Annotated in this window: 11 protein-coding genes; all 11 read left to right on the top strand. The window is 66.6% G+C overall.

Annotated features, from left to right (window positions below; all coding sequences use genetic code 11):
* Positions 1-55 precede the first annotated feature (55 nt).
* Complete coding sequence (locus tag AC1D1S_RS06275) at positions 56-739, top strand: MSMEG_4193 family putative phosphomutase (RefSeq protein WP_476942890.1); 684 nt, start codon at positions 56-58, stop codon at positions 737-739.
* A gap of 13 nt (positions 740-752) precedes the next feature.
* Positions 753-1,454, top strand: a complete 702-nt coding sequence (locus AC1D1S_RS06270; protein ID WP_243180918.1) for an SCO1664 family protein — start codon at positions 753-755, stop codon at positions 1,452-1,454.
* Positions 1,455-1,604: 150 nt separating this feature from the next.
* Positions 1,605-3,095 carry a MocR-like pyridoxine biosynthesis transcription factor PdxR gene (gene pdxR, locus AC1D1S_RS06265; protein WP_476993988.1) on the top strand — a complete coding sequence of 497 codons (1,491 nt, stop codon included), beginning with the start codon at positions 1,605-1,607 and terminating at the stop codon, positions 3,093-3,095.
* Positions 3,096-3,206: 111 nt separating this feature from the next.
* On the top strand, positions 3,207-4,292 hold the full coding sequence (locus tag AC1D1S_RS06260) for a sugar phosphate isomerase/epimerase family protein (protein ID WP_476993987.1): 1,086 nt from the start codon (positions 3,207-3,209) through the stop codon (positions 4,290-4,292).
* Positions 4,289-5,599: an MFS transporter gene (locus AC1D1S_RS06255; protein ID WP_476993986.1), complete on the top strand. Its 1,311-nt coding sequence runs from the start codon at positions 4,289-4,291 to the stop codon at positions 5,597-5,599. Before AC1D1S_RS06260 ends, AC1D1S_RS06255 begins: the two co-directional genes overlap by 4 nt.
* A gap of 213 nt (positions 5,600-5,812) precedes the next feature.
* Positions 5,813-6,652 carry a hypothetical protein gene (locus AC1D1S_RS06250; RefSeq protein ID WP_476993985.1) on the top strand — a complete coding sequence of 280 codons (840 nt, stop codon included), beginning with the start codon at positions 5,813-5,815 and terminating at the stop codon, positions 6,650-6,652.
* A gap of 327 nt (positions 6,653-6,979) precedes the next feature.
* The gene (locus tag AC1D1S_RS06245; protein ID WP_476946664.1) at positions 6,980-7,999 is read left to right on the top strand and encodes a VOC family protein; all 1,020 of its coding nucleotides are present in this window, start codon (positions 6,980-6,982) and stop codon (positions 7,997-7,999) included.
* Between the two features lie 6 nt (positions 8,000-8,005).
* Positions 8,006-8,968, top strand: a complete 963-nt coding sequence (locus tag AC1D1S_RS06240) for a fumarylacetoacetate hydrolase family protein (protein WP_476946665.1) — start codon at positions 8,006-8,008, stop codon at positions 8,966-8,968.
* On the top strand, positions 8,965-10,008 hold the full coding sequence (locus AC1D1S_RS06235) for a cyclase family protein (protein ID WP_476946666.1): 1,044 nt from the start codon (positions 8,965-8,967) through the stop codon (positions 10,006-10,008). Before AC1D1S_RS06240 ends, AC1D1S_RS06235 begins: the two co-directional genes overlap by 4 nt.
* A gap of 61 nt (positions 10,009-10,069) precedes the next feature.
* Positions 10,070-11,194, top strand: a complete 1,125-nt coding sequence (locus AC1D1S_RS06230; protein WP_476993984.1) for an FAD-dependent monooxygenase — start codon at positions 10,070-10,072, stop codon at positions 11,192-11,194.
* On the top strand, positions 11,191-12,138 hold a 948-nt coding region (locus AC1D1S_RS06225; RefSeq protein ID WP_476993983.1), incomplete at its 3' end, for an amidohydrolase family protein. The genes AC1D1S_RS06230 and AC1D1S_RS06225, both read left to right, overlap by 4 nt.

The raw sequence follows: 12,138 nt of genomic DNA, 5'->3' as shown, positions 1-12,138 counted from the left end.
TCTGCAGCTCCCCCACCCTCGCAAGCTCGGGCGGGGACCCCTGCCGCTACGCTTAATGCTGATGACTGCATCAACCGCGCCGGCACCTCCGGCCCCCGCGACCTCACCCGAGCGGCAGGGCACGCTCCTGCTTCTGGTGCGCCACGGGGAAACGCCGACCACGGGCATGGTGCTCCCAGGGCACGCCCCCGGACTGCATCTGTCCGACCGGGGCCGGGCCCAGGCGGAACGGGTCGCAGAACGGCTCGCGGGCTTGTCCGTCGACGCCCTCTATTCCTCCCCGCTGGAGCGCGCCTGCGAAACGGCAGAGCCGACGGCGGCCCGCACGGGACTGGCGGTGGCGCACGACGACGGGCTGCTGGAGTGCGATTTCGGCGAATGGACCGGTGCCGCGATCGCGGACCTGGCGGCCCTGCCCGAGTGGCAGACCGTGCAGCACAGCCCATCCGCCTTCCGTTTCCCGAACGGTGAGAGCTTTCTGGAGATGCAGGCGCGGATCATCGGAGCACTAGAGCCCCTGTGCGCGGCCCACGCCGGGGGTGTAGTGGTCTGCTTCTCCCACGCCGATCCCATCAAGGCCGCCGTCGCCCACGCTCTGGGGACGCCGCTGGACCTTTTCCAAAGGATCGTTATCAGCCCGGGCTCGGTGTCGGCCATCTCGTTTGTGGAGGGGCAGGACCCGGCCGTGTTGATGGTGAATTCGACGTCGGAACCGCTCAGCGGGCTGAGGGCGTCATGAATTGGGGCAGCCGGTGTCCGGCCGGGAGCTGACCCTGCTCGCCGAGGGCCGCGTCGAGTTGCTCGGGCGCATCCCGCGCAGCAGCAACGAGACGTTCCTGGTCCAGGTCTCCTGCGGCGAAGACGAGGGGTACGCGGTCTACAAGCCGGAGGCCGGCGAACGGCCGTTGTCCGATTTCGAGCCCGGACTCTACAAGCGCGAACGCGCCGCCTACCTGCTCAGCGAGTCCCTGTCGTGGGGCCTCGTGCCGCCGACCGTGATCCGCGAGGAAGCCCCGTTGGGGGTCGGGTCGCTGCAGTGGTTCATCGAGTGCGACTTCGGCGAGCACTACTTCACGCTGTTCGAAGACGCCCCAGAGACGCACCGCGACCTGGCCCGCATCGCCCTGTTCGATTACGTCGCCAACAACACGGACCGCAAAAGCGGGCACGTGCTGCGCGGCGACGACGGACGGGTCTGGGGCATCGACCACGGGCTCTGCTTCTCCGCGAGTTTCAAACTCCGCACCGTGATCTGGGACTTCGCCGGCGACCCCATCCCCGATGCCCTGCTCGAGGACATCGCCCCGCTCGCCGAGGCCGCTCCTCCCGAGGTGGCCGAGCTCCTCGACGACGACGAGGTCACCGCCCTGCAGCGCCGCGTCCAGCGCCTGCTGCACGCACGGGTCCTGCCGGTTGACCGCACCGGCATGCGCTACCCGTGGCCGCTGGTTTAGGCACCCGCCCGTCCGGGTGGCTCGGATATGCCGCCGGGAACCGCGGCCTGTCCAACGATCCCGCCATCTGGCGCAACGTCCGGACCGACGGCAGCTGGAATCGGGCCCGTAAAATGGGGCCATGGTGAAATCAGCTCCGCGGTTCGCGGGATGAAGAGCGCTGGCGGCCGACTGCTGGCCGGACTTGAGCTCGACCGCGCAGCGGCTGAGCCTTTGCACCAGCAGCTGTATGCGCAGTTGCGCACCCAGATCCTGACGGGTTCAATGCCGAGCGGAACCCGCTTGCCCTCGACCCGCACGCTCGTCACCGAGCTGGGAGTATCGCGGATTACTGTCGTGTCTGCGTTCGAGCAACTCACTGCTGAGGGCTTCCTGCGCTCACGTGCGGGTGACGGCACGTACGTCGACACCCTGTGGAGCGATGCCGCCCCGCACAGGCCGATGTCCCGGCCGCCGCTGTCCGAACGCGGAGCCGCCACCTCTTCGCGGGGCACCGACCTGTTCAGCGAGGCGCCGCACACGTGGGCGCCGGCAGAGACCGAATCGTTCGTTGCCAGCCAGGTTGCGTCCTCGGCTTTCCCCGCGGCGACCTGGAAGCGCCTGTTGGGGCGCCATGCCGGGCGCACCGATCCGCTTGCGATCGGGTACAGCGATCCCCACGGCTACCGCCCACTGCGGGAAGCGATCGCGGAATACGTCAACGACGTGAGAGCCCTGGGGTGCACGGCGGACCAGGTGGTCGTCACCTCCGGTGCGCAGCAGGCCTTCAACGTGCTGGCGGTTCTCCTGCTCGACGCCGGCGACCCCGTCGTCGTCGAGGACCCGGGGCACATCTCCGGACGGCTCGCCTTCCAGTCCCAGGGCTGTCCTGTCCGAGGCGTCCCCGTCGACGACGAGGGAGCAGTCCTCCCGGACGACGACGCGGCTCCGGCACGCCTGGCCTGCATGACCCCCGCGCGGCAGCATCCGCTCGGCATTGCGATGAGCCCGGGGCGAAGGGCGGAGTGGATCGCGTGGGCGCAACGAAACGGGAGCTGGATCGTCGAGGACGACTGCGACAGCGAGCTGCGCTACCGCGGGAAATTCCTCCCAACCCTGTTCGGGCTCGATTTGAGCAGGCAGGTGATCACTGTGGGCTCCTTCAGCAAGGTGCTCGCGCCGTCGATCCGCCTCGGATACTGCGTGCTGCCGGAGGACCTGGTGAAGCCGTTCGCATCCGCATCATCGGTCATTGGACGCCCGCCCGCGATGGTGCTCCAGATGGCCCTCACGGACTTCCTGTCGGAAGGGCATCTGCACGCCCACCTTCGCCGCACCCGGCGTCTCTACGCGGCACGGCAGGACGCCCTGCTCGAAGCAATCGATCACCAGTTGAGCCACAGGATTGAAGCCGCCCCGGTCGACGCCGGCCTGCACGTCATGGGTTGGCTCCGTGAACCGGTCGACGATATCGAGGTAGCCAGGGGACTGGCCGCGGGCCGGGTGTACACCTACCCTCTCGGCGAGTACCGGCTCACCCGGCAGCTCCCCCCGGCGCTGCTGATCGGGTTCGCCGGCACCGCGGAGGAGCACATGCCGCAGGCTGTCGGCAGGATGGCCGCCGCGTGGGACCGATGGGAGCGCATCGCCCCAGGTTCCTGAATGGACTTAACGACTGTGGCCTTAATGGATCTTTTTTGCGATCCATTACCGGCGTACAAATGATGAGTGACATTCGCCACCACCCCTGACCCGCCTCCCGAGGAGCCAACGATGCCCCCTGCCGATGCCCAATTTCAGGCGCTCCTAAGATCCCGCCTCAACCAAGAGGAGATCGAGTCCCTGCCCCGCCTGACCGACGAGCTGGCCCGGACCCTGATCGAACGGATCGACCGCGCCCCTCTGTTCGCCCACGCCTACGCCCTCCTTGGCAACCTGACCTACGGCGGGTACGGGCCCGATGATGTGCTCGACTTCGCGCATCGGCACGGCCTGGCCGGCGCCTGCATCCACCTCCTCGACGGCGAGGAGCGGAGCCTGGGCCGGATGAGCGAGAACAGGCTTCGCGAGTTCGCCGACCGCGCGCGCCACCTGGGTCTGGGGATCCACCTCGAAATCAGCACCACCCTGCGCGCGGACGTGGACGAGGTAGTCCGCATCGCGGGGGTCCTCGGCGTCCGGCACATCCGCGTCTACTCGCGCTTCGAGGGCACGCTCTCGCAGGTGATGACACTGATCGAGCAGGACCTGCGCCGGCTCGCCGTGCTCGCAGACGCGCACGATCTGCACTTCTCCTTCGAGCAGCACGAGGAACTGCGCTCCACCGAGATCGCCGAGTTGCTGCGCCGGGTCTCCCATCCGCGCCTGCACGCCATGTTCGATTTCGGGAATATGATCAATGCCTGCGAGCGTCCCATGGATGCCCTCTCCGCGCTCGCGCCGCACATCCTGCAGGTGCACCTGAAAGGGGTCCATGTTCTTCCCGAGGGGGACGGCTACGGTCACCGCGGTGTGCTGCAGGGAAGCCCTGAGGACGACTTGCCCGGTGCGCGGATGCTCTTCGAGCTCCTGATGCTCGGCGAGGACGAGCCCCAGGTCATCGCCCTGGCCCTCGAACAGGAAAATCTTTACTACGCTCCCGCCTTCCGCCACGCCGGCGAAGGCGCGGACCCTTTCATCCCGTACCGCGATCTGAGCACTACCGGCATCCCGCCCGGATGGACCCGGGATGAACTGCTCGCTGCAGAACCCGGCTGGGCCGACCACCAGGTGGCCCATGTGAAGGAGCTGCTCGCCTCGCTGCGCGACATCGCCGTCGCACAGCTCGACACAACGAACTCCCTGGCAGGTGCACGATGACCACATTGACTCAGACCCCCGGGAAGTCTACGAACCGCGTCGACTGGAGCAAGTGGATCCGCTTCGCTCTGCTCGTCATGGCGGGCGGCACCATCTACAAGCTCGCCAACCTCAAGGACGCGTTCTACGTCCCCATGCAGGAGGCAATGGGCCTCAGCCACACTGAGATCGGCACCCTCCTGAGCGTCAACTCGATGGTCGCGACGGCGCTCTTCATCGTCGGCGGCTACCTCGCCGATCGCTTCTCCACGCGGATCCTCATCCCGCTCGGACTCGTGGGCACGGGAGCGCTGGGCCTGTTCCTCAGCACGTTCCCCGGCTTCAGCACACTCCTGCTCCTGTTCGCGCTGCTCGCCGTGTGCTCGGACTGCCTGGTCTGGCCCGCGTTGCTGAAGAGCATCCGTCAGCTTGGCGGCTCGAAGGAACAGGGGCGGCTCTTCGGCCTCCTCGAGGGCGGTCGCGGTGTCGTCGACACTGCCGTGGCGTTCTCCGCGCTGGGAATTTTCGTCCTGCTCGGTTCGGGTACCGGCGGATTCCGTGCGGCCATTGCCTTCTACGCCATCATTGACGTCGTCGTCGGCGTGCTGTTGTTCCTGCTGCTTCGCAGTCAGCCAAGCAATCAGACAAGCGAGCCGGCGCGCGAGCAGCCCGTGGCGAAGAAGCAGAAGGCCGGCCTCGGCGAAATCTGGCGTGCCGCGAAGCAGCCGCAGCTGTGGTGGGTGAGCTTCACCGTGTTCATGGTGTACGTCGTGTACTGCGGCCTCACCTATTTCATCCCGTATTTGACCTACGTGTACGGGCTGCCTGTCGCGCTGGTCGGCGCCTACGGCATCATCAACCAGTACGGCCTGAAAATCATCGGTGGCCCGATCGGCGGAGTCCTCGCGGACAAGGTGGTCAAGGGTGCGAGCCGGTACATCCGGCTGGCGTTCCTGTGCCTGATCCCGGCGGTGGCGGTGCTGCTGCTCCTCCCGGCCGATCCGGGCAGCCAGATCCCGGCGATGATCGTGACCCTGCTGTTCTCGCTTATCGTCTTCACCATGCGGGGTGTGTTCTGGGCGCCGATGGACGAGGTCGGGATTCCGGAGGAGACCAGCGGCACGGCTTTCGGAATCGCATGCCTGGTCGGCTATGCACCAGGGATGTTCGCTTTCATCGTCTACGGGACAATCCTCGACGCAAATCCGGGAGCCGGCGGTTACCACATCGTGTTCCTCGTGCTCGCGGTGCTCGCCCTCGTGGGAGCGGCCGTGTCCAGCGGGCTCGTGCGAGCCGCCCGGGCCCGACGGGCTGCGGCCGAGGTCTAAACTTTTAGCGGACGACGGCGGGGCTTCCCGCCGTCGTCCGCTTCCGTTTTGTTGAGGTGCTGGACAGCGCGGGCCAGCCGCCGTCGGAGGCATGGGTGGCGCCGAACATCTACCGTGAGAAGCGTCTCAAATTATTACGGCGACAGCCGGAAGCCAGTCGGGGCAGGTAAAGTTATCTGTTCGTAACATTATCTGACTGAAATGTGTTTGAAGATGCCTGCAGACTCCGCTATTGAAGACAAGCCGAAACAGCTCCTGGGGCTAAGTGGCGCCCAGACTATTGGCTCGGCGTTGGCCGCGGTGACCTCTGCCTTGGTGGGGTCCTTTCTAGGCGTAGCCGGGACCCTTATCGGCGCCGCACTCGGTTCTATCGTTGCCACGGTGGGCGCCGCTCTCTATGCCCGAACACTCAGTTCGGCCGCCAACGTGGCATTGACGAAAATCCCAAAGCGACGCAGGGGCGGACTGCCCGCTGACGACGGCGAAGTACTGGCCGCCAGCGCTCCGGCCGGGAGCGACGAACCTCGAGCCAAACGGCTGAGGAGGCAGTTCACACCGAAGACCTGGATCAAGGTCGGGGCGGTCAGCGCTGCCGCATTCGTTATCGCGATGGTCGGTGTCACTGCGGTCGAATTCGGAACCAATAAGCCCATCTCCAGCCTTGTCTCGTCGGCGTCGAGCATCGAGGGCGGTGCGACCGGACCCACGACGACGCTGGGCACAGCACTGAGCGGCACTCCGACCGCCCCGGACAAAACGGACGCATCCACCAAGGACGTGAAGGAAGGACCTGGGCAAGTTGAGCAAGTGCCTGCGAAAGTCGAGGAAGGCGCCAACAAAGTAGATGGCCTGACCACGGACGGTAGCCCCAGTGGCGCGGACAGTGGCTCGGCCGGAACCGCAGTGCCGGGAGCCGGCGCACCAAGCGACAGCACCCCAGCGGACGTCGCCCCGGAAACCGGCCAGAGCCCGGAGCCCGCCCCCGCAACCGAACCGACCCCGCAGCCCGAGGTGTCCTCGGATTCGGGATCGGCCGAGCAGCCCGCACCGTAATGGCGATGATAGGGATCAAGTACCGATAGGAACCTGTCAGCGCGGCCTGCGGGATCGCTGTCAAAGACGTTCTTAAAGGCATCGGAATCCCGGACCGGATAGCTAATTTGCAGGGTGAACATCGTCGTTCCTTTCCCTCGGCCGCACGGTGGCCGGCCGCTGATCGGACAACTCGTTACGTTGGGCCTGCACTAAGGCCAAGGTATCTGCCATACAAATAGGTGGCATCAGTAAACGCCTCTTCACCGAATACTTCTTTTGCCTCAGTCTGGTTACTAGACCTGCAGCGACCCACTCACGGCAATCAGTACTTAGAAGGAATTCAACGTGGAAACTCCCCTCTCCCATCTTGCCCACCTCGAGATCACAACCCCCGACGTCGAAGCCTCGGCACGGTTCTACGAGGAAAAGTTCGGCATGCGCATCATCGACCGGGTGCACGGCAACGTCTACCTGCGCTGCTGGGGTGACTACTACCGCTACAGCCTGGTCCTCACCGAAGGTCCGGAAGCTTCCCTGGGCCGGATGGCCTGGCGCGCCAACTCCCAAGCCGGCCTGGAAGCCGCAGCCCAGCGCGTCGAAGCAACCGGCATCCAGGGCAGCTGGACCGCCGGCGGCCACGGCTACGGCAAGGCCTACGAATTCACCGGCCCCTATGGCCACCCCATGCGCCTCTTCTTCGACGTTGAGAAGTTCGTGGCTGAGCCCGGTCTTGAATCCACCTACCCGGACCGGCCGGAGCGCCGCAGCAGCCACGCCGCAGCGCCCCGCTTCCTGGACCACGTCACCGTGGCCTCCTCCGATGTCCGAGGCTTCGCCAAGTGGTACAACGAAGCCCTGGGCTTCCGCGTCATGGCCTTCGTGGACCTGGACGAGGCACCCATCACCGTCTTCTCCGTGCTCACGACCAACGAAAAGTCCCACGACCTGGGCGTGGTCCTGGACACCTCCAGCCGCGCGGGACGCGTCAACCACATCGCCTTCTGGGTGGACGCCACCGAAGACCTGCTCCGCACCGCGGACGTCATGATGGAAAACGGCACCGCCATGGAATACGGCCCCTCCATCCACGGCGTGGGCGAGCAAAACTTCCTCTACTTCCGCGACCCGTCAGGACTGCGCGTCGAGCTCAACTCCGGTGGCTACCGCAACTACGTCCCGGACTGGGAAGCCAACACCTGGAAGCCCTCCGAAGGATCCAACAACTTCTACAAAAACGGCGCCATGCCGCACTCCATGACCGAATCCTTCCCTCCCGCCGAAGGCTTCACCGCCACCGAAGAAGGCGCCTCCCCCGAAATGAAGGAAGCCCTCCTGAACCCCTACGCCAAGCAGGGACGGGGCTAGGACACCATGGCCGAAACACAATATGCACTCATCCGGTTCCAGGAGACCGGTGACAGCAAGGCCCGCGCGGGCCTGCTGGTCGGCGACCGCGTCCTGCCGCTGGATGGGGAGATCAACGCCCTGATCGAGCACTGGGACACCACCGAGAACCAGCTGGACGCCATCGCCGCATCGGCCGGCGAGGACACCGGCCTGGCCATGGCCGACATCGAGGTCCTCGCCCCGGTAGAGCCTGTCCAGGTCCTTCAGACCGGCGCCAACTACCGCAAGCACGTCATCGACCTCGCTGCGGCCCACCGCGARCCGGGCCAGGACGAGGACGAAGTCCGGGACCGGACCGCCGCAATGATGGACAAGCGCGCGGGCCAGGGAACGCCGTACTTCTTCATCGGGCTCCCGACGGCGATCGCGTCCGCCACGGACGACCTCACCCTGCCTGCCTACTCCAAGTCCCACGACTGGGAACTTGAACTGGCGGCGGTGATCGGCAGGACGGCGTTCCGGGTCACCCCCGAGGAAGCCCTGGACTACGTCTTCGGCTACACCATGGTCAACGACATCACCACCCGTGAGTACGTGTTCCGCAAGGACATGCCGGCCATCGGCTCGGACTGGTACCGCGCCAAGAACGCCCCCGGCTTCCTGCCCACCGGACCGCTGCTGGTACCCGCCAAGTTCTTCGGCGACCCGCAGGACGTCCAGGTCACGCTGAAGCTCAACGGCAAGGCCATGCAGGACGAGTCCACCTCAGACATGATCTTCGGTGTCGCCAAGCTGATCAGCGAGGCTTCCCAGATCATGCCGCTGCGCCCGGGAGACCTGGTGCTCACCGGAAGCCCCGCCGGCAACGGCCAGCACTGGGGAAGGCTGCTCCAGGACGGCGACGTCATGGAGGGCACCATTACGGGCCTGGGCACCCAGCTCATCCACTGCAAGGACGAAGTTGTCACTGAAGGCAGCCAGCAGTGACCAGCCAGGACACAGCACCCACCACCACCGGCACCGGGGAATCAGCCACCGATGCCCCGGTCATCCGGCGTGACGATCCGCTCGGCAGCATCCGCGCCATGGCCGAATCCCACAACAACTGGGGCCGCTGGGGCCAGGACGACGTCCTTGGGACCCTGAACTTCATCGACGCGGACAAGCGCATTGAAGCAGCAGCCCTGGTAAAGACGGGCGAGGCMTTCTCGCTGTCCCAGCCGTTCGACACCAACGGGCCGCAGAAGGGCTGGCGGCGACGCACCAACCCTGTCCACACCATGACCGACACCGGCGTGGACGCCGAACGCGGCAACCAGGGCTTCCCGCACGGCTTCGGCGGCGCGGACGACGTCATTGCCATGCCGCTGCAGTGCTCCACCCAGTGGGACGGCCTCGGCCACATCTTCGACCAGGGCAAGGCCTGGAACGGCCGTGCCGCAGGGGACGTGGTCACCTCCGAAGGCGACCTGGTCACCGGCATCGAAACCGCCGCGGCCAAGATCGTCACCCGCGGCGTCCTGCTGGACGTCGGCCGCGCGCTCGGACCCGACCTGGGAAGGAACGACGGCGAGCTGCCGGACGGTTTCGCCATCACCCCCGAACACCTCCAGCGGACCATCGACCTGCAGGGCCCCAGCTCAAAGGTTGGCCGGGGCGACATCCTGGTGATCCGCACCGGACAGCACACCCGGGTGCGCCGCGACGGCTGGGGCGACTACGCCGGCGGCTCGGCCCCGGGGCTGTCCTTCAGCACCGCACCCTGGCTTCACCGCAGTGAAATCGCGGGGATCGCCACGGACACCTGGGGTTTCGAGGTCCGGCCCAACGAGTTCGACGGCGCCTTCCAGCCCCTCCACCAGATCGCCATCCCCAACCTCGGGCTGTTCCTCGGCGAAATGTGGGACCCGGACGGCCTCGCGCAGGCTTGCGCGGCAGACGGCAGGTACGACTTCCTGCTCACCGCGGCGCCCCTGCCCATTACCGGCGCCGTCGGATCGCCCGTCAACCCGATCGCCCTCCGGTAGCTTTCAGTACAACAGCACCACAACCATCATCAGTCACGCCGTCAATACAAAGGAGTCAGCGATGGCAGCAGTACAGAACGTCGGAATCGTCGGGGCGGGAGCCGCGGGACTGACCGCCGCCATCCTGCTGGCCGACGCGGGAATCCAGGTTGAAATCCTGGAGAAGGCCGACGCCCCGCAAACCCTTGGCTCTGGAATCACATTGCAGGGGAACGCCCTGCGGATCCTCCGCCAGCTGGGCGTCTGGGAGCAAATCGAGGCGAAGGGCTACGCGTTCAGCACCCTCGGCCTGCGCGCCCCGGACCCCGCCGGCACCGTCATCGCCGTGTTGGATGACATGCGGACCGGCGGCGACGACCTCCCAGCCACACTGGGCATGTACCGCCCCGACCTCACCGCCATCCTCCGCGAGCGTGCCGGGCAGGCAGGCGCACGGATCAGCTACGGCAAGACGGTCACCGAAATAACAGACGACGGCGGTTCCGTCACCGTGAGCACCGCCGACGGCGGCACCGCCCGCTACGACCTCCTGATCGGCGCCGACGGCCTGCACTCAGCTGTCCGCAAGGCCATCGGCATCGATAGTGAACCCCGGTCCACGGGCATGGGCATCTGGCGCGCGTTCGTGGAACGGCCGCAGGACGTGGTCCGCACCGACCTGACCTACGGCGGCCCCTGCTTCATCGCCGGCTACTGCCCCACCGGCCCTGACACCATCTACGCCTACCTCGTGGAAAGGGCCCAGGAGCGCAAGCACGAGGACGGCCCCCGCATTATGGCCGACCTCGCCGCAGCCTACGGCGGCCCATGGAACGAGATCCGCGCCAACCTGGACCAGAGCGCCCGCATCAACTACACGTGGTTCACTACCCACCTGGTGGACGGGCCGTGGAACCGCGGCCGCACCGTCATCATCGGCGACGCCGCCCACAGCTGCCCGCCAACCATCGCGCAAGGTGCTGCCATGGCAATGGAAGACGCAGGCGTGCTGGCCGATCTCCTGATCGGCGCCGACGACATCACCGAGACACTCTGGAAAGAGTTCACCGACCGCCGACTGGACCGGGCAAAAGCAGTGGTCGACGCCTCCGTCCAGCTGGGCCAGTGGATGCTCGACGGCGTCCGGGACGCCAACGTGCCGGGCCTCATGCATTCAGTCTCCAGCTTGGTTAGGGAGCCCGCATGAGCACCGGCCCTGCTGAAAAACCGACCGTGGACGTCCACGCCCACATCCTGCTTCCGGCCCTGCAGCAATTGGTGGCCGAAGCTGATCCCGAGGGCTTCGGCGCTCAACAGGCCCTGGAAGTCCGGCGCAACGGACCAGAGTCGATGGCCGCTTCGGGAAAAATGATCAAGGAGCGCTGGCCGCAACTGACGGACCTGGACCGCCGTCTTGCGGACATGGACGCCCAAGGCGTGGACGTGCAGCTCGTCTCGCCGTCGCCGTCGCACTTCTACTATTTCGCCGCGGAAGAACTGGCCCTGCAGGTTGCCAAGGCCGCCAACCAGGCGGTGCGGGAGTTCGTGGACCGCGCCCCGGAACGGCTGAATGGCCTGGGCCTGGTCCCGCTGCAGCACCCTTCCTTGATGGTCGAAGCCCTGGAACACGCCATGCTGGAGTGCGGGTTGCTCGGCGTGGAAATCGGCTCGTTCGCCGCCACCCCCGCCGACCCGGAGCGCAGCACCGTTGAGCTGTCCGACGCCAGGCTGGAACCGTTCTGGAGCCGGGCCGAGGAGCTTGGTGCCCTGGTTTTCCTGCACCCGTTCGGCTGCTCGCTGGACGAGCGGCTGGACCGCTTCTACCTCGCCAACACCGTCTCCCAGCCCGCGGAAAATGCGGTGGCCCTGTCCCACCTGATCTTCAGCGGTGTCCTGGACCGGCACCCGGACCTTAAGGTTCTGGCGGCGCACGGCGGCGGCTACCTGCCCACCAGCCTTGGCCGCTCCGATCACGCCTGGCGGGTGCGGCCGGAGGCACGCGGCTGTGCTGAGCCGCCGTCGTCGTATGTGAAGAAGCTGTTCTTCGACTCCCTTGTCCACAGCCCGGCTGAACTGCGGGCGCTCGTGGCTGCCGCTGGCCCGGGGCAGGTGCTGCTCGGCTCGGACTACCCGTTCGACATGGGCTCCGAC

It is taken from the genome of Arthrobacter sp. P1_A5 (assembly GCF_056406825.1).
Note: the sequence above shows the minus strand (reverse complement) of the source record. Positions and strands in the feature narration are given on the sequence as shown.

Coding starts and splice junctions, on each gene's coding strand:
- AC1D1S_RS06275 (WP_476942890.1), top strand. CDS start 56: ATGCTGATGACTGCATCAACCGCGCCGGCACCTCCGGCCCCCGCGACC.
- pdxR (WP_476993988.1), top strand. CDS start 1,605: ATGAAGAGCGCTGGCGGCCGACTGCTGGCCGGACTTGAGCTCGACCGC.
- AC1D1S_RS06260 (WP_476993987.1), top strand. CDS start 3,207: ATGCCCCCTGCCGATGCCCAATTTCAGGCGCTCCTAAGATCCCGCCTC.
- AC1D1S_RS06255 (WP_476993986.1), top strand. CDS start 4,289: ATGACCACATTGACTCAGACCCCCGGGAAGTCTACGAACCGCGTCGAC.
- AC1D1S_RS06250 (WP_476993985.1), top strand. CDS start 5,813: ATGCCTGCAGACTCCGCTATTGAAGACAAGCCGAAACAGCTCCTGGGG.
- AC1D1S_RS06230 (WP_476993984.1), top strand. CDS start 10,070: ATGGCAGCAGTACAGAACGTCGGAATCGTCGGGGCGGGAGCCGCGGGA.